The sequence below is a fragment of the Vibrio renipiscarius genome (assembly GCF_000827885.1).
GTDB classification, from domain to species: Bacteria; Pseudomonadota; Gammaproteobacteria; order Enterobacterales; family Vibrionaceae; genus Vibrio; species Vibrio renipiscarius.
The window spans coordinates 42262-60044 of record NZ_JTKH01000001.1 but is presented as its reverse complement, the minus strand read 5'-3'; the positions used below and the strand labels follow the sequence as shown (position 1 = coordinate 60044).

Annotated in this window: 18 protein-coding genes, 1 tRNA gene and 1 pseudogene; 13 read left to right on the top strand and 7 right to left on the bottom strand. The window is 45.6% G+C overall.

Annotated features, from left to right (window positions below):
• Positions 1 to 489: 489 nt before the first annotated feature.
• The 5 genes from OJ16_RS00335 to rpsU all read right to left on the bottom strand — a co-directional run bounded on the left by OJ16_RS00335 (position 490) and on the right by rpsU (position 5250).
• A tRNA-Ile gene (locus OJ16_RS00335) sits at positions 490 to 565 on the bottom strand.
• A 144-nt stretch (positions 566 to 709) separates the two neighbouring features.
• The gene (gene rpoD / locus OJ16_RS00330) at positions 710 to 2563 is read right to left on the bottom strand and encodes an RNA polymerase sigma factor RpoD (RefSeq protein WP_040986258.1); all 1854 of its coding nucleotides are present in this window, start codon (positions 2561 to 2563) and stop codon (positions 710 to 712) included.
• A 98-nt stretch (positions 2564 to 2661) separates the two neighbouring features.
• Positions 2662 to 4419 (bottom strand): DNA primase, encoded by a 1758-nt coding sequence (dnaG, locus tag OJ16_RS00325; protein WP_040986256.1) that lies wholly within the window; start codon positions 4417 to 4419, stop codon positions 2662 to 2664.
• A gap of 146 nt (positions 4420 to 4565) precedes the next feature.
• On the bottom strand, positions 4566 to 5009 hold the full coding sequence (locus tag OJ16_RS00320) for a GatB/YqeY domain-containing protein (RefSeq protein ID WP_040986254.1): 444 nt from the start codon (positions 5007 to 5009) through the stop codon (positions 4566 to 4568).
• A gap of 25 nt (positions 5010 to 5034) precedes the next feature.
• Positions 5035 to 5250 (bottom strand): 30S ribosomal protein S21, encoded by a 216-nt coding sequence (gene rpsU / locus OJ16_RS00315; protein ID WP_001145625.1) that lies wholly within the window; start codon positions 5248 to 5250, stop codon positions 5035 to 5037.
• 480 nt (positions 5251 to 5730) lie between these two features.
• On the opposite strand from rpsU, the gene tsaD reads away from it, so the two are divergent.
• Positions 5731 to 6747, top strand: coding sequence for a tRNA (adenosine(37)-N6)-threonylcarbamoyltransferase complex transferase subunit TsaD (gene tsaD / locus OJ16_RS00310; RefSeq protein ID WP_040986035.1), 1017 nt, complete (start codon positions 5731 to 5733; stop codon positions 6745 to 6747).
• A 215-nt stretch (positions 6748 to 6962) separates the two neighbouring features.
• Positions 6963 to 7778 carry an alpha/beta fold hydrolase gene (locus OJ16_RS00305; protein WP_040986272.1) on the top strand — a complete coding sequence of 272 codons (816 nt, stop codon included), beginning with the start codon at positions 6963 to 6965 and terminating at the stop codon, positions 7776 to 7778.
• A 78-nt stretch (positions 7779 to 7856) separates the two neighbouring features.
• On the opposite strand, the gene plsY is transcribed toward OJ16_RS00305, so the two are convergent.
• Positions 7857 to 8453 carry a glycerol-3-phosphate 1-O-acyltransferase PlsY gene (gene plsY / locus OJ16_RS00300; RefSeq protein WP_040986034.1) on the bottom strand — a complete coding sequence of 199 codons (597 nt, stop codon included), beginning with the start codon at positions 8451 to 8453 and terminating at the stop codon, positions 7857 to 7859.
• Positions 8454 to 8601: 148 nt separating this feature from the next.
• Here plsY and folB point away from each other — a divergent pair, with 148 nt between their 5' ends.
• The 11 genes and pseudogenes from folB (at position 8602) to rpoS (ending at position 16371) form a co-directional block, all read left to right on the top strand.
• The gene (gene folB / locus OJ16_RS00295; RefSeq protein WP_040986032.1) at positions 8602 to 8955 is read left to right on the top strand and encodes a bifunctional dihydroneopterin aldolase/7,8-dihydroneopterin epimerase; all 354 of its coding nucleotides are present in this window, start codon (positions 8602 to 8604) and stop codon (positions 8953 to 8955) included.
• Positions 8952 to 9437, top strand: a complete 486-nt coding sequence (gene folK / locus OJ16_RS00290; protein WP_040986030.1) for a 2-amino-4-hydroxy-6-hydroxymethyldihydropteridine diphosphokinase — start codon at positions 8952 to 8954, stop codon at positions 9435 to 9437. The genes folB and folK overlap by 4 nt, the downstream gene beginning before the upstream one ends.
• Before the next feature lie 21 nt (positions 9438 to 9458).
• Entirely contained in the window at positions 9459 to 10262 is an 804-nt protein-coding gene (locus OJ16_RS00285) for an undecaprenyl-diphosphate phosphatase (protein ID WP_040986028.1), read from the top strand.
• 104 nt (positions 10263 to 10366) lie between these two features.
• On the top strand, positions 10367 to 10648 hold the full coding sequence (ftsB, locus tag OJ16_RS00280; RefSeq protein WP_040986026.1) for a cell division protein FtsB: 282 nt from the start codon (positions 10367 to 10369) through the stop codon (positions 10646 to 10648).
• Complete coding sequence (gene ispD / locus OJ16_RS00275; protein ID WP_040986024.1) at positions 10648 to 11355, top strand: 2-C-methyl-D-erythritol 4-phosphate cytidylyltransferase; 708 nt, start codon at positions 10648 to 10650, stop codon at positions 11353 to 11355. Before ftsB ends, ispD begins: the two co-directional genes overlap by 1 nt.
• Positions 11356 to 11358: 3 nt before the next feature.
• On the top strand, positions 11359 to 11838 hold the full coding sequence (gene ispF / locus OJ16_RS00270) for a 2-C-methyl-D-erythritol 2,4-cyclodiphosphate synthase (protein WP_040986022.1): 480 nt from the start codon (positions 11359 to 11361) through the stop codon (positions 11836 to 11838).
• Between the two features lie 69 nt (positions 11839 to 11907).
• Positions 11908 to 12990 (top strand): tRNA pseudouridine(13) synthase TruD, encoded by a 1083-nt coding sequence (gene truD / locus OJ16_RS00265; protein WP_040986019.1) that lies wholly within the window; start codon positions 11908 to 11910, stop codon positions 12988 to 12990.
• A gap of 26 nt (positions 12991 to 13016) precedes the next feature.
• On the top strand, positions 13017 to 13766 hold the full coding sequence (gene surE / locus OJ16_RS00260; RefSeq protein ID WP_040986270.1) for a 5'/3'-nucleotidase SurE: 750 nt from the start codon (positions 13017 to 13019) through the stop codon (positions 13764 to 13766).
• A complete protein-coding gene (locus tag OJ16_RS00255; RefSeq protein WP_040986017.1) occupies positions 13763 to 14389 on the top strand; it encodes a protein-L-isoaspartate(D-aspartate) O-methyltransferase in 627 nt (208 codons plus the stop codon). The genes surE and OJ16_RS00255 overlap by 4 nt, the downstream gene beginning before the upstream one ends.
• Positions 14390 to 14391: 2 nt before the next feature.
• Positions 14392 to 15312: a peptidoglycan DD-metalloendopeptidase family protein gene (locus OJ16_RS00250; RefSeq protein WP_040986015.1), complete on the top strand. Its 921-nt coding sequence runs from the start codon at positions 14392 to 14394 to the stop codon at positions 15310 to 15312.
• A gap of 75 nt (positions 15313 to 15387) precedes the next feature.
• Positions 15388 to 16371, top strand: a pseudogene (gene rpoS, locus OJ16_RS00245) (RNA polymerase sigma factor RpoS).
• Between the two features lie 81 nt (positions 16372 to 16452).
• Here rpoS and OJ16_RS00240 read toward each other — a convergent pair.
• Positions 16453 to 17727 carry an HlyC/CorC family transporter gene (locus OJ16_RS00240; protein ID WP_040986013.1) on the bottom strand — a complete coding sequence of 425 codons (1275 nt, stop codon included), beginning with the start codon at positions 17725 to 17727 and terminating at the stop codon, positions 16453 to 16455.
• Positions 17728 to 17783 lie beyond the last annotated feature (56 nt).

The following is a 17783-nucleotide window of genomic DNA, read 5'->3' as shown; positions in this document are numbered from 1 at the left end:
CTAGCCCTGAGAGTGAGGCTGAGGTGGTTCTAGGTGAATGGCTTTACGATAAAACAGACCAATTACCCTGATATGGTAATTGGTCATTAGAATGCTGTTTTCCCCTGAACTGTCAGCTTCATTAGCTTTTGGATCATGGGTGGTCATTCCCTCACTGAACTCGGTATCTAAATCATTTATATATTAATAACTGGACCTAGTGGACAGGAATGTTGGTTATATTTTTGTTGGTTCAGGCGGCGAGTTTTTCTGTGGTCCGGGAATGGTGTTAGATTGCATCAATGGGCCTAGGTTACACTCAGACAGATGAATGAGGGTTCTGTTGGCGGGATTCAGCTTGAGATTGGAAATGTGGTTCTGTAGTGACTACGTGGAGAGGTTCGGTTAAGCCGATGAACTAGAACTAACAGGAAGTCATTGCGGACCGGATATAGACCGGACTAGAAAAGATAAAGGCGCATGAATTTCTCCATACGCCTTATCAAGAATTGGTGGCCCCTATGTGACTTGAACACATGACCAATCGATTATGAGTCGACTGCTCTAACCACTGAGCTAAGGGGCCGAATTAGGTGAACGATTATAGGGGAAGCGCCTTGGAGTGTCTAGCCACGGAGGGGGGTAATTCCGTTTAGTTTTTATTCAGTTAAACTCACTAGATACAAAAAAGGTGAGCCAGAGCTCACCTTTTTTTCTAATCGCTTACGAATTACTCGTCAAGGAAGCTGCGCAGAGTTTCTGAGCGGCTTGGGTGACGTAGTTTACGCAGTGCTTTCGCTTCGATCTGACGGATACGTTCACGGGTTACGTCGAACTGCTTACCCACTTCTTCTAGAGTGTGGTCAGTGTTCATATCGATACCGAAACGCATACGCAGTACTTTCGCTTCACGAGGCGTTAGACCAGCAAGTACATCCTTCGTTGCAGCACGTAGGCTTGTCGCCGTTGCTGAATCAAGAGGAAGCTCAAGCGTGGTATCTTCAATGAAGTCACCTAGGTGCGAATCTTCGTCGTCACCGATAGGCGTTTCCATTGAGATAGGCTCTTTCGCGATCTTCAGTACTTTACGGATCTTGTCTTCCGGCATTTGCATGCGTTCAGCCAATTCTTCCGGCAGTGGTTCACGACCCATCTCTTGTAGCATTTGACGAGAGATGCGGTTTAGTTTGTTGATCGTTTCGATCATGTGAACCGGAATACGAATCGTACGTGCTTGGTCAGCGATAGAACGAGTGATCGCCTGACGAATCCACCAAGTCGCGTAAGTCGAGAACTTGTAACCACGGCGGTATTCAAACTTATCAACCGCTTTCATCAGACCGATGTTACCTTCTTGGATCAAATCCAAGAATTGTAGACCACGGTTGGTGTATTTCTTCGCAATCGAGATAACTAGACGTAAGTTCGCCTCAACCATCTCTTTCTTCGCACGACGAGCTTTCGCTTCACCGATAGACATACGACGGCTGATATCTTTGATGCTTTGAACCGTCAAAGAAGTCTCTTCTTCGATGATTTTTAGCTTTAAGATAGAGCGACGAATATCTTCTTCGCTTTGTTTGATTTTGTCTGCGTACGGTTTATCAGATGCAAGAACTTCATCTAACCAAGCATTGCTTGATTCGTTGCCAGTAAATAGCGTGATGAATGATTTCTTCGGCATTTTGCCGTATTCAACCGTTGCCTTCATGATCAGACGTTCTTGAGTACGAACGCGTTCCATTGAAGTACGTAGCTCTTCAACTAGGTAGTCAAATTGCTTTGGTGTTAGACGGAATTCTTTGAATACGTCAATAACATGCGCATGAGCATCTTTTGCTTGTGAGCTGTCGTGACCGTGTTCATTAACCGCTAATTGGTGATCTTGGAACGTGTTACGTAGAGCAGTAAACTTCTCTAGTGCAAGTTCAGGATCGATGCCAGTATCAGCTTCTTCTTCCTCTGCATCGTCATCGCCGTCTTCTTCTTCTTCAAGATCTTCATCTTCAAGATCAGTTTCAGCAAGTTCTGAACCGATATGCGTTGCAGTTGGAGCCGCTGTTTCATCTGAATCAGGATCGACAAAACCGGTGATCAAGTCAGTAAGACGAAGCTCTTCAGCTTGGATTCGGTCAAACTGTTCAAGGATGTAAGGGATTGTACCTGGGTATTCTGCTACGGCATTTTGAACTTGATTGATGCCATCTTCAATGCGTTTAGCAATGTCGATTTCGCCTTCGCGAGTCAGTAGCTCAACAGTACCCATTTCGCGCATGTACATGCGTACTGGGTCGGTTGTACGGCCAATTTCACTTTCAACACTTGAAAGTGCGGCTGCCGCAGCTTCTGCTGCGTCTTCATCGGTAATAGCATCATCATCGTTCAGAGCAAGATCATCAGCATCCGGAGCAGTTTCCACCACTCGAATACCCATGTCATTGATCATCTGAATGATGTCTTCAACCTGCTCAGAATCTACGATTTCTGCAGGCAGGTGGTCGTTAACTTCTGCGTAGGTCAGATAGCCTTGTTCCTTGCCTTTAATGACAAGTTGTTTTAGCTGTGACTGCGGATTTTGATCCATAGACGGTATCCAACTTAGTATCTGGTGAAGGAATTAGTATGCGATATGCAAACCATACATGTTAACAAATTAATTGTTTGCTGCCTAATCAAACAGGGTTACGCTTTTAAATCTAGCATTAACGCTAGTAGCTCCCTTTTCTCTTCGGCTGATAAACCGATGCTTCTTTCTTTGGCTTGCAGATTTTCAATTTGCTTTTCGACGCACTGGGATATGACTTTATCCAATGAATCTAAAAATATATCTTTTTCATTGTCGTCAACGAGGGGGATTTGCCATCCCGCGAGACGTGACAATAGAGCGCTGTGGCTACTATCTCGCCAATGCTCAAGCAATTGGCCTGTGTTTATATGGGGGTGTGATTGACAATATTCAAGCACGCCAATGAATAAACTTAACCCTGGAACCTGGAGATCTTTCACGCTACTGAGATCCGGTACCATTTCAGCATAGCTCGGATTTTGAATTAGCAAAGCGATGACTTCGCGCATCGGTGTGCGCTTGATCTCTTTGTGCGGCTGAGGTCTAGCTTCATTGCTTTTTCTTCGAGGCTGACGTAAGCGGTTATCAAACCCCGTGCGTTCATCCAGCATTTTCTCGAGCAATTCCTGAAAATATGGATCAGGAATTTTTTCTATCAAGGCGCTAGCGTACGCTCTTAGCGCGGATTTACCTTCATTGTTCCCCAAATTAATTTGGTGAAGTTCAATGAGGTTATCAAACAGATAGTTTGATAGTGGCGTCGCTTGTTCAATCTGTTGTTCAAAAGCGGTTTTACCAAACTTACGAACGTAGCTGTCTGGGTCTTCACCGTCGGGCAGGAAAAGAAACTTCAATGTATTACCTGTCTTAAGGTATTGAAGTGCATTTTCGAGCGCGCGCCAAGCGGCTTCTTTACCTGCTCGGTCACCATCGTAACAACAGACGACGGTATTCGTCTGACGGAACAACATCTGAATGTGATCACCGGTCGTCGAGGTGCCAAGCGAGGCGACCGAATAGTCGACGCCATATTGCGCTAAAGCGACCACATCCATATAGCCTTCTACGACAAGGATTCGAGGTGGTTCACGATATGCCTGTAAAACTTCATAAAGACCATACAGTTCTTTGCCTTTATGGAATACAGGGGTTTCCGGGGAGTTGAGGTATTTAGGGGTGCCTTCGCCAATCACGCGGCCACCAAATCCAATCACACGTCCACGACGATCTCGGATCGGAAACATCACTCGGCCGCGGAAACGATCATAGCGATTGCCTTTGTCGTTTTCGATCAGCATGCCACCAGAAACCAGCATATCTTGCGTATTTTTCTGTTGGCCGAAGTTTTTACGGACTAAATCCCATTCATCTGCGATATAGCCGATGCCAAATTTTTGAACGATTTCACCGGAAAGCCCACGATCTTTTAGATAATCAATCGCGATCTTACTGCTTGGCTGTTTGAGCTGGTCACGATAAAACTGACCAATGCCACCCAGAAGATCATAAAGTGATCGCTTTTGATCGCTGCTTGCTTGAGGTTGATCGTGACGAGAACCGCCCCCTTGACGTTGCTCACGTGGCACATCAAGACCGACAAAAGAGGCGAGCTCTTCTATCGATTCAACAAACTCTAGTCGTTCATACTCCATCATGAAGTCGATGGCATTACCATGCGCACCGCAGCCAAAACAGTGATAAAACTGCTTTTCTTGGCTCACGCTAAAGGAAGGGGTTTTCTCGTTATGGAAGGGGCAACAAGCGCCGTAGTTCTTGCCTTTTTTCTTAAGTTTCACACGTGCGTCAATGATATCGACAATATCAAGTCGAGCTAGGAGATCATCAATAAAACTGCGTGGGATGTGTCCAGCCATAAAACCTAACAAAAAAGAAAAGAGAATCGAACGGATAAAGTGCGCAATCTAGTATCGCAGAAGCGGTCTATTATTTCATGCATTCAGATACAAACAAGCCGTGCTATCCAGTGGAATGCACGGCTCGTTGCAATAGGGTTGGGCAATTAAGCCAGTTTAGCGCGAACTAAACCACTTACTTTGCCCATATCTGCACGCCCTTGAATTTGTGGTTTAAGAACGCCCATTACATTACCCATGTCTTGCATGCCCGTTGCACCTGATTCAATCATCGCCGCTTCAATAAGCTGCGCAACTTCTTCATCAGTTAACGGTTGAGGCATAAAATCCTCAAGTACTGTAATTTCAGCGCTTTCCACGTCTGCTAAGTCTTGACGACCTGCAGATTCATATTGAGCAACAGAATCGCGACGTTGTTTAACCATTTTAGTCAGCACGGCAAGAATGTCGTCGTCGTTCAGAGTGATCTGCTCGTCAACTTCACGTTGCTTAATAGCTGCTAAGGCTAAACGAATAGTGCCAAGGCGTAATTTATCCTTGGCTTTCATCGCTAATTTTTGCTCATCTTTGAGAGTATCAATGAGAGCCATAACTAGTTCCTATTGGACTTAGTTATTAGTACAGGCGAACGCGACGAGCGTTTTCGCGAGCTAGCTTCTTAGCGTGACGCTTTTGAGCTGCTGCTTTAGCGCGTTTGCGAACTGTAGTTGGTTTTTCGTAGTGCTCACGACGACGCACTTCAGAAAGGATACCTGCTTTTTCGCAAGAGCGCTTGAAACGACGTAGTGCAACGTCGAACGGTTCGTTTTCACGTACTTTAACTACTGGCATATGCCTTTCACCTCAGGGGTTATTCGTTAATGCTGGTATCGAAAGTCCAAACAACGCTGTTCGGTCTATAACCAGCTTGATCAAAAATGGTGCGGAATTTTAATCCGATCACAATAGCTTTGTAAAGCATTTTGTCGAGTATATATCCATGCGGCGCCAAGGTATAGTTTGATTGAGATACCGGTGGATTATGGGCAAGGTGGTAATTTAATTGCTTAACATGTCTAAATCAAAAAATTAACCTTGATGATTAAGTTTAGCCTTGGATTGCTAGGAAGGTAATTCCGCGTATTTATTGACGAAATTCTCGTTATTCAGCCCGCTTATGGGGGGATTCTCTTGCTTTAAGGGCGTCTTCGGCGCGTATTCTCCTGTTGAAGCATGGGGGACGTTGACGAGGACAATATTTGTTTGCAGCGGCAAGGCGAGGTAAGATTGACGTTAATTTGAAATAGTCAACAGAAGCCCTCCGAGTTAACCATGCGTATTATCGGTATCGAAACCTCTTGTGATGAGACAGGCATTGCCATTTATGATGATGAGAAGGGTCTGCTTTCTCACCAACTTTACAGTCAGGTAAAATTGCATGCCGATTACGGCGGTGTCGTGCCTGAACTGGCTTCTCGTGATCATGTTAAAAAAACCATTCCACTGATTAAAGCGGCAATGGCGGAAGTGAACCTTACCCCGAAAGATATCGATGGTATTGCGTATACCGCAGGTCCTGGCCTTGCTGGTGCACTGCTTGTGGGCGCAACGATCGGTCGTAGCCTCGCTTACGCGTGGAATATTCCTGCGGTTGCGGTTCATCATATGGAAGGCCACTTACTTGCCCCTATGCTGGAAGACAATCCGCCTCCATTCCCATTTGTGGCGGTCTTGGTTTCTGGTGGCCACTCAATGATGGTTGAAGTGAAGGGCATCGGTGAGTACAAAATTCTAGGCGAGTCGGTCGATGATGCGGCAGGCGAAGCGTTCGACAAAACGGCGAAACTGATGGGGCTAGATTACCCAGGTGGGCCACTGCTGTCTAAGCTGGCAGAGAAGGGCACTCCGGGTCGTTTTAAGTTCCCACGCCCAATGACCAATGTTCCGGGACTCGATATGAGTTTCTCGGGTCTAAAAACGTTCACGGCGAATACCATTGCAGCCAATGGTGATGACGATCAAACTCGCGCGGATATCGCTTTGGCATTTGAAGAGGCGGTGTGTGCCACCTTGGTGATCAAATGTAAACGTGCATTGGATCAAACGGGATTTAAACGCATCGTTATCGCGGGTGGTGTGAGTGCGAACAAGCGCTTACGTGCCGAACTTGGTAAGTTAGCGCAAAAAATTGGTGGCGAAATCTATTACCCGCGCACCGAGTTCTGTACCGATAATGGTGCAATGATCGCTTATGCTGGTATGCAGCGTTTGAAGAACAGTGAAGCGACGGATCTTTCTGTTGAAGCGAAGCCGCGTTGGCCAATTGACCAACTCGAACCTATCGCATAGATCCTAACGCATAGAATCTATGACATAAACCAATGACATAGAACCATCGCGTAATGGATGAACTTGAATTGAGGTCGCTTTAATAGCGGCCTTTTTTTTCCCTCTTTTTTCTCCAAGTCGGGGCGGGGAGTATTCGAGCATGGCGGGTTGCCACGGCAATGAAATCATGGATAAATATAAGCCAATGATAGGACAGCGAAATAATGGATAAAGGCATGAATAAATTTGCAATTGATGGCCGAGAAATGGCTTATTTGGATGTAGGCCAGGGCCCGGTCGTGCTCTTTGGTCACAGCTATTTGTGGGATAGTCAAATGTGGGCGCCACAAATCGCAGAGTTGAGCCAGTCGTTTCGCTGTATTGTGCCTGACTTTTGGGCGCATGGTGAATCTGACCCTGCTCCACAATCCACACGATCATTGCAAGATTACGCCAAGCAGATCTTAAGCCTGATGGATCATCTCAGCGTTGATCAATTTTCGATCGTGGGCTTATCGATGGGCGGTATGTGGGGAGCCGAAGTGGTGGCCGCAGCGCCACAAAGAGTGAGAGCGATTGCTCTGATGGATACTTTTGTTGGCCTAGAACCAGAAGTGGCACACAAAAAATATTTCGCCATGTTAGACACGATTAATACCGTCAAGCATGTTCCAGAATCGATTGTTGAGAGTGTCGCGCCTCTGTTTTTTGCACGCAATGCTGAGCAAGAGAACCCGGAATTAGTCACGATGTTTAAGCAGTCTCTGCGTCAAATTAAAGATCAGCAGGCTGAGGCGATCGTTAAAGTGGGTCGCATGGTCTTTGGCCGCCGTGATTTGATTGATGCACTTGAGAACTTTACGTTGCCGACGTTAATTGCGGTTGGGTCTGACGATTATCCTCGCCCTTATCTTGAGTCCTATTTAATGCAAGACTGCATTGATGGCGCGCAATTGGTGCAAATCCCCAATGCAGGGCATATTTCCAATCTAGAGCAACCTGAATTTGTCACCGCGTTATTAAGTGATTTTTTGGGTAAGGCATTGCACTAAGGTGATGCTGATCGAAAAATACCAAAAGGCCTCTGATGAGGCCTTTTTCATTTCATAAATTACTGGTTATAAGCGGTATCATTTGAATTTCTTACGACCCAATTTAGGCTCTGTGCCATCGAATAATCGACGGATATTTTGATGATGACGGAAAATGATCAAGCAGCAGAGCATAGCAACGGGCAGGGTATATTGCGGTTTGACTATCCACGTATACATCGGGGCAAGCAACACGGTGACCATTGCGGCTAATGATGAAATCCGAAAGATCGCTGCGGTAATGATCCAGGTGATGAGCACCATTGCGGTTAGATCCAATCCGATCGGAGCGATCGCACCTAAGGCCGTCGCGACCCCTTTGCCTCCAGAAAAATGGAAAAAGATCGGATACATATGGCCTAAACAGGCTGCAATAGCGACGATACCCAGAATGAGTGGGTCTATTTCTAGTAAATAGCCGCCCCAGACTGGGATAGTGCCTTTGAGCATATCGCACAATAAAACAGAGAGAGCGGCCTTTCGCCCCCCGATGCGCAGAACATTGGTGGCTCCAGGATTGTTTGATCCGACTTTACGAGGATCGGGTAGGCGTAAGATGCGACAGATCAATACGGCACTAGAGATCGAACCTAGTAAATAGGCAAAAATGATCATGGCTAGTGCTAATGGCGTCATAAATAGTCAACTCGATGAAAAAAGTGTCTACGGTGCAAGTAATTGATATCATATCGTGCTCTCACTACTTACAGTAAGTAGTTGATGACGAAATAGTACGATTTTTTCTCTTTATTGGGTATCCGACCTGTATAGGAAGTGACGAAGAATGGACAAAGTATTTATCGAACAGCTTGAAGTGATCACCACTATTGGTGCTTACGACTGGGAACAAGAGATTAAGCAAAAACTTGTGCTGGATATAGAAATGGCACATGACAATCGCGTTGCTGGTAAGAGTGATGATGTCGCGGATGCTTTGGACTATGCCCAAGTGAGTGCGGCTGTGATCAATCATATTGTTCATGGACGCTTTTTACTGGTTGAACGTGTTGCAGAAGAAGTCGCGCAATTGGTGATGTCGAAATTTAATGTGCCATGGATCAAGATTCGCTTAACGAAGCCGGGCGCGGTACCACAAGCCAAAGGGGTGGGTGTGGTGATTGAACGAGGACAGTTATGATCACCACTTATATTGGAGTTGGCTCCAATATTGATCGAGATAAGCACATTGAAGCCGCTCTTGTCGAATTGTCTCAGATTGGAGAGGATTTAAAAATCTCTACCATTTACGAGTGTGAAGCGGTTGGTTTCGACAGTGCTCCTTTTTACAATCTCGTTGTGGAAATGAAAACGGATCTGGCCGTCACGGAATTTTCACATGCCCTTCGTAAAATAGAGTTGAAGTGGGGGCGCAAGGAAGACGCCGCTAAGCTTGAACCTCGTACGTTAGATTTGGATATTATTCTATTCGGAGAGTTGATCATTGCGCATCAGCCACAAATACCGCGAGACGATATTTATAAATTTAGGTTTGTGATTCAACCGCTTAATGAACTATGTCCCCAATTAATTGTCCCAGGAGATGGTAGGACGGTGAATCAAATTTTCACCACAACCAAGTACCCGGAAGTTTTAACCATGGTTAAACCATGGTTTTTTTGATTTTTCGTTAATGAGATTAGAATGAGTACCTTTGAAGCATTTATCTTGGCCTTGATTCAAGGCTTAACCGAATTTTTACCAATTTCGAGTTCAGCACATCTTATTTTGCCTTCTGCTGTTTTCGGTTGGGCCGATCAAGGTTTGGCATTTGATGTGGCGGTGCATGTAGGCACATTGGCCGCGGTGATGATTTATTTCCGCAGTGAAGTGGTGAGTTTATTATCGGCATTTTTTGGCTCGATCTTTAAAGGTGAGCGCAGTAAGGAATCAAAATTGGCGTGGATGATCGTGTTAGCGACGATTCCTGCCTGTATCTTTGGTTTATTGATGAAAGACATCATCGAAATTTATTTGCGCAGCGCTTGGATTATCGCGATTACGACGATCGTATTTGGCCTACTCCTTTGGTATGTCGATAAGAATGCCAAGCTTGTTGAAGATGAATATCAAACCACGTGGAAAAAAGCGTTGTTTATTGGCGTTGCTCAAGCAATGGCCATGATTCCAGGTACTTCTCGTTCGGGCGCGACCATTACTGCGGCATTGTATTTAGGCTTTACTCGTGAAGCGGCCGCTCGCTTTTCATTCCTAATGTCGATCCCAATCATTCTACTCGCCGGTGGCTATCTGAGCCTTAAGCTTGTCGAAAGTGGTGCTCCGATTGACTTTTCGGTTTTGGCAACCGGTATTGTTACCTCCTTTATTAGTGCTTATATCTGTATCCACTTCTTCTTAAAATTGATCTCTCGAATGGGTATGATGCCTTTCGTTATCTACCGTTTAATTTTAGGTTTTGGTTTATTGGCCTTTTTAGCGCTTAACTAATTCAGCCTGATTTTCCCTCAAAGACCACATAACCCAATCTCGCGCCATCCGCGACATTGTGGTATATATGTGGTCTTTCTATTTCTCTTCTTTAACAAAATTTTATGCGCGCTTTTGTACTGATCTTATTATTACTATTTGGCTGGCTTCAGTACACTTTGTGGCTGGGCAAGAATGGTATCTCTGACCTGCAAACGGTCAGTGCGGATATTGAAGTGCAAAATCAGGTTAATGCCAATTTAGCGCTGCGTAATAATGAAATGTTTGCTGAAATTGACGATTTGCGCCAAGGGCTTGATGCCATTGAAGAGCGTGCGCGTCATGAACTCGGTATGGTTAAAGAAGGTGAAACCTTCTACCGCATTATTGGAGATGATCACAAATAATGGTGACTCAATCCCCACTGTCTCTTGTTGCGATTGTGCCGGCCGCCGGTGTTGGCAGCCGAATGAAAGCAGGCAAACCGAAACAATATCTCACCATTGCTCAGAAAACCGTACTTGAGCACACGATAGAAAAACTGCTCGCGCATCCGGCGGTGACTCTTGTCGTTGTCGCGATTACGGATGGTGACCCCTATTTCCCTGAATTAAGCATCGCGACCCATCCACGAGTTGTTCGCGTATCGGGGGGCAAAGAGCGTGCTGATTCTGTGCTGTCAGCATTGCAATATGTGCATGCTCAACAGCTTGCTGAGTGGGTGATGGTGCACGACGCTGCGCGCCCGTGCGTGCGAGTAGAAGACTTAAATACACTGATTTCAGTATCACAAACACACGATGTTGGCGCAATCTTGGCCTCCCCTGTGCGTGATACGATGAAGCGTTCAAACCTGAATGGCGATATAGACCATACGGTAGATCGCGAAGCATTGTGGCATGCTCTCACTCCACAAATGTTTAAAACAGAGCCGTTAACGCGCATTTTAAATGAGGCGCTGGTTGCGGGTGCTATGATTACCGATGAAGCCTCTGCTTTTGAGTGGGCGGGGTTACAGCCTGCTTTAGTGCAGGGCTATGCGGACAACATCAAAATCACCCAGCCGGAAGATTTAGCGTTAGCTGAGTTCTATCTTAAACGAGAAAAAGGATAAAACATGATGCGAATTGGTCACGGCTTTGATGTCCATAAGTTTGGGGGCGAAGGTCCTGTTATTATTGGTGGTGTTGCTGTTCCTTATGAACAAGGATTGATCGCACATTCTGATGGTGACGTTGCGCTGCACGCACTTTGTGATGCATTACTCGGCGCGATTGCAGCGGGGGATATTGGTCGCCATTTCCCAGATACGGATGATAAATGGAAAGGGGCAGATAGCCGAATGTTACTGCGCGATGTTTACCGTCGTGTCAAAGAACAAGGTTACACCCTGGGCAATGCGGATATCACCATTATTGCTCAAGCGCCAAAGATGGCGCCGCACATTGAAGCGATGTGCGCTGCGATTGCACAAGATTTGGAAACGGATCTTAGCAACGTTAACGTGAAAGCGACCACGACAGAACGCTTAGGCTTTACAGGCCGTAAAGAAGGCATCGCTTGTGAAGCGGTGGTATTGCTGGTTAAACAACTTTAATTTTAATCGTTGGATTTGGTCGTGTTTGTCCGTTTGACACCTCGACCAAGATCAGCGATGGAACTCATCATGTCAGACATTCTATCTCCATTGGCTTACCTAACAGGTAAACCGACCGCTCAAGGCAAGCTAAAGGTAAAACCTGAGCACTTCCAAGTATCCGAAAACCTAGGCTTTGAGTTTGCAGGCCAAGGTGAGCACCTGATGGTGCGCATTCGTAAAACCGGTGAAAATACGGCATTTGTGGCCAATGAACTGGCGAAAGCGTGTGGCGTAAAATCAAAAGATGTCAGCTGGTCAGGGCTGAAAGATCGCCATGCGGTGACAGAGCAATGGCTAAGCGTGCATTTGCCAAAAGGTGAAACGCCAGATTTTTCAGCGTTCTTAGCGCAGTATCCACAGATAGAAATTTTGGCGACTGACCGCCATAACAAAAAGCTGCGTCCGGGCGATCACATCAGTAATGGTTTTGTTGTGACGATGTCAGAAGTGACCGATGTGGCAGACGTTGTTCGTCGCTTAGAGAATATCGCAGAGGTTGGCGTGCCTAATTATTTTGGTAGCCAGCGTTTTGGCCATAAAGGTAATAACCTGAGCGAAGCTCGCCGTTGGGGACGCAATAACGTTCGCACCAAAGACCAAAATAAGCGCAGCCTATTTCTTTCGAGTGCTCGTTCATGGATTTTCAATAAAATTGTTTCAGCGCGCATTGAACAAAATGCCTTCACTCAAGTTATGTTGGGTGATGTCGCGTTAAGTGATGTGAAGCTGAGCGATGAAGAGACCGGCGTAACGAATGCAAAGCCGATTCTTGTTACGGCTGAAAACGTTGTGAGTATTCGTGAGTCTGTCGCGAACGGTAGCATGCAAATTAGTGCGGCGATGGCGGGTGATAATGCACTGCCAACGCAAGAAGAGGCGTTGTTATTAGAACAGCCTTGCCTGGATTCAGAACCGGATTTGATGGCTCTGATTCGTGGTAACCGTATGCGTCATGATCGTCGTAGCATCGCGCTTAAAGCACAAGATCTAACATGGTCAGTGGAAGGCGACAGCATCACACTGAAATTTGCGTTAGATTGTGGTTGTTTTGCTACTTCTATTGTTCGTGAGCTCATTGAAGAAATTGAAGTGGAGCGTGTTTATTCATGACCTCAGCTTTCAACACTGAACCTCGTTTGAAGATTCTGTTGAGCAACGATGATGGTGTGCATGCAGAAGGCATTCACACCATGGCTGACGCACTAAAGCCGTTTGCTGATATCGTTATTGTCGCCCCGGATCGTAATCGTTCGGGCGCTTCAAACTCATTGACGTTAGAGCAACCGCTTCGAGTAAATCAAATCGCCGATAATACCTACTCGGTGCAAGGCACGCCGACGGATTGTGTGCATTTTGCATTGAATGAGTTGATGAAAGACGATCTTCCTGACCTTGTACTTTCTGGCATTAACCACGGTGCGAACCTTGGTGATGACGTGCTCTATTCCGGTACGGTTGCGGCGGCCATGGAAGGGCACTTTCTTGGCGTTCAATCAATCGCACTTTCGCTGGTGGGTAAGCAACATTTTGCGACCGCAGCACACATTGCGATCGAATTAGTGAAGCAACACCTGCAAAATCCTATTCCAACTAACCGCCTACTTAATGTCAATATTCCAGACCTTTCGGTTGAGGAGCTATCTGGCACTCAAGTAACAAGATTAGGTGCGCGCCATCACGCGGAAGCGATGATCAAGCAGAAAGATCCACGCGGCCATGATATCTATTGGCTTGGACCTCCGGGTAAAGAGCAAGATGCGGGTGAAGGCACGGATTTCTATGCGGTTGAGCAGGGCTATGTATCAATCACGCCGCTGCAAGTCGATCTGACTGCGCACGAGTCTATTGTTGCGATGAATACTTGGTTAAAAGGTCATTCGGTATGATGAATCCGCATGCCGACAAATTAATGCAATTACTTGTTGCGAGTGGCATTCATGACCAAGCGGTTCTGAATGCGATCTATCGCCTGCCACGAGACCGTTTTGTTTCTCAGGCAATGATTCATCAGGCATACGATAACAACGCGCTACCCATCGGATTTGGTCAAACGATCTCCCAACCTTATATCGTGGCCAAAATGACAGAAATTCTCGAACTAAAACGAGAAAGTAAAGTCTTAGAGGTGGGCACGGGTTCCGGCTTTCAAACCGCTGTCTTAGCTCAGTTGGTTGATCACGTCTTCTCGATTGAACGTATTAAAGCGTTGCAGTGGGATGCGAAGCGTCGTCTTAAACAGCTCGATATTTATAATGTATCAACAAAACATGGCGATGGATGGCAAGGTTGGTCAGCAAAAGCGCCTTTTGATGCCATTATCGTCACGGCCGCCGCTGACTCGATTCCATCGGTATTACTAGAGCAGCTGAACGACGGTGGCGTGATGGTGATTCCCGTTGGTGTTGAAGAGCAAAAGTTGCTAAAAATTGTTCGTCAAGGTGACGAATATTTGTCTGAAGTGATTGAAATGGTGCGTTTTGTACCATTAGTTGCAGGTGATCTCGCGTAATCATGTTTGTAAAATCTAAAGCGTTATTGATGTTTGCTCTAGGTAGCGTGCTCGTTGGGTGCGCTGCTCATACCCCTGCACCAGTATCAAGTTTGGATAAAGATTATGATGCGATATCGCGTGGAAGCTTCCGAGGCAGTTACTATCAAGTGGAGCGTGGCGATACGCTCTACTTTATTGCCTACGTGACCAATAAAGATGTAAAAGACATTATTCGTTATAACCATTTGCAAGCGCCTTATACGATTTTTCCTGGGCAAAAATTGAAATTATGGCAACCCGCGTACCAAACCCCTTCCTATGGAAAATCCAGTAGCGTCGTTGCCGCAACCGCAGTCACAGCGGGAGTTGCCGCGAGTAAACCGGTAAAAACCCCGGCGCAGAGTAAAAGCTCTACTCAAAAGGTTACACAAAGCAAGCCGGTGCCTAAGAAACCGGTAGCACAAAAAACCGTCGCCAAAAAGGTTGAACAATCTAAACCAAAGGAGTATGTTGGCACTAAAGGTAAACAAGATGTTAACAAGGTTGTCAGTAAGAAAGCACCTGCTAATGTTAATGTTGCCAAATGGTTGTGGCCAACGAAAGGGAGAGTGATAAAGAATTTCTCTGCGGGTGATCAAGGGAATAAAGGGATCGACATTGCGGGACAGCGAGGTCAATCCATTAATGCCACTGCAGCAGGTTCTGTCGTCTATTCAGGTAACGCCCTACGAGGTTATGGCAACCTCGTAATAATAAAACATAACGATAAATATTTAAGCGCTTATGCGCACAACGATAAGTTGCTAGTACACGAAGGACAAAGTGTAAAAGCAGGACAAAAAATCGCAACAATGGGTAGTTCGGGTACCAATAGTGTTCGCTTGCACTTTGAAATACGCTACCAAGGTAAGTCAGTTAATCCAAAACGCTACTTACCATAACTTGATTTGCAATAGGTAAAAATTAGCGGCATAGGATGTTTAAAATGTCTTGCTAACTCGCCATGGGGAGGCGCTATGAGTATGAGCAATACAGCTACAAAAGTTGAAGATTTTGATCTCAATAACATGGAATCGTTAGAGGTTGAAGCACAAGCTTCAGCTAAATCCACTCCAGCCAATGACACGACGAAAGAAGGGTATGAAGTATCAAGCAAGAGCCTTGATGCGACTCAGCTTTACCTCGGAGAAATCGGCTTTTCACCACTGCTGACCGCAGAAGAAGAAGTACTCTATGCTCGACGAGCATTAAGAGGAGATGAAGCGGCACGCAAGCGTATGATCGAGAGTAATTTACGTTTAGTGGTGAAAATTTCCCGCCGTTATAGCAATCGTGGTCTTGCATTACTTGACCTGATTGAAGAAGGTAATTTGGGCTTAATCCGTGCTGTTGAGAAATTCGACCCTGAACGTGGTTTTCGATTCTCAACTTATGCGACATGGTGGATTCGTCAAACCATTGAGCGCGCATTGATGAACCAAACTCGTACCATTCGTTTACCTATTCATGTTGTGAAAGAGCTGAATATATACTTGCGTACAGCTCGTGAACTTTCACAAAAACTCGATCATGAACCAACCGCAGAAGAGATTGCATTTCAACTTGATAAACCGGTTGATGATGTCAGCAAGATGCTGCGTTTGAATGAAAGAATTAGCTCTGTTGATACGCCAATTGGCGGTGATGGTGAGAAAGCGCTTTTGGATATCATTCCAGATGTGAAGCATTCTGACCCTGAGGTATAGACGCAAGATGACGATATTAAAGACTCACTGATTAACTGGCTTGATGAGCTTAATCCTAAGCAAAAAGAAGTCTTAGCGCGTCGCTTTGGGTTGCTAGGGTATGAACCATCCACACTCGAAGAGGTTGGACGTGAGATTAACTTAACACGTGAGCGTGTTCGTCAAATTCAAGTGGAAGGCCTGCGTCGTTTACGTGAAATCTTGGTAAAACAAGGTTTAAGCATGGAAAACTTGTTTAGTGTAGAAAGCGATTAATCACGTTGCAGTTGCTTCGATATTCGAGGCAAGATAAATAATAAAAACGCCTTGGCTTGCCAAGGCGTTTTTATTATTGGGTTATGATGCTTTAGAGCGTAAAGGATGTACCTTGATGAGCTTAATGCGGTTCTCTTCTATTTTGACTATTTCCATCGGATGCCCTGCAACTTGCACGCTTAAATGACTTTCCGGGATATCTTCTAAGTGTTCTAAAATCAGACCGTTCAAGGTCCTTGGCCCATCGGTTGGCAAAGACCATTTTAGCCCTTTGTTGATATCGCGAATATTGGCGCTCCCCTCAATTAAAAAGCTGCCGTCGTCTTGGGGGATGATTTCTTCCGACAAGCTTGGTGTCATTGAGGTTGTAAACTCACCGACGATTTCCTCTAAAATATCTTCCAATGTAATCAGGCCATTAATGTCGCCATACTCATCGACGATTAAGCCAATCCGCTGTTTTTTACGCTGAAACTTGAGGAGTTGTACGTTTAGAGGGGTACTTTCTGGGATGTAGTACACTTCATCAGCCGCGCGCAATAGTGTCTCTTTATTAAACTCATTTTTCTCCAGCATTAATCGATAGGCTTCACGCAGGCGAAGCATGCCGACGGCCTCATCAATTTGATCTCGATAGAGCACGATTCTGCCATGGGGAGAGTGGGTGAGTTGCCGGACGATTGATTTCCAATCATCGTTAATATCAATTCCGGTAATTTCATTGCGCGGCACCATGATGTCGTTCACGGTCACATGTTCAAGATCCAGAATAGAAATCAGCATGTCTTGGTGGCGATGAGGGATAAGGCTGCCGGCTTCATTGACGACAGTACGAAGCTCTTCAGAACTTAGATGGTCGTCGTTGCTGTGAATCGCTTTTATGCCCATTAAGCGAATAAAACCGTTGGTAATAAAATTAATAAAGATGACCAATGGTGACAACAGTTTCATCAGTAGGGTGAGCACAATGCTGCTGGCGTAAGAGACACGTTCAGGGTAAAGCGCGGCGAGTGTTTTAGGTGTGACTTCAGCAAACACAAGGATGGTCAAGGTTAATACACCAGTGGCGATTGCAACACCAAAATCCCCATATAGCCGCATACCAAGAATGGTCGCAATGGCAGAGGCGAGGATATTAACCAAGTTGTTGCCGATAAGAATTAGGCCAATCAAGCGGTCAGGCCGTTCAAGCAGTCTTTCAACTCGCTTTGCGCCTTTGTGGCCATTATTGGATAAGTGCTTAAGTCGATAACGGTTCAGAGCCATCATGCCCGTTTCTGAACCAGAAAAGTAACCTGAAATAACAATCAGACACGCGAGTAGCGCAAATAAGATACCCGTGGATATGTCGTTCAAAACGCATTGCTTCCTTGTGATGCTGTGATTAATTTATGAACTAACCATTTTGTTAA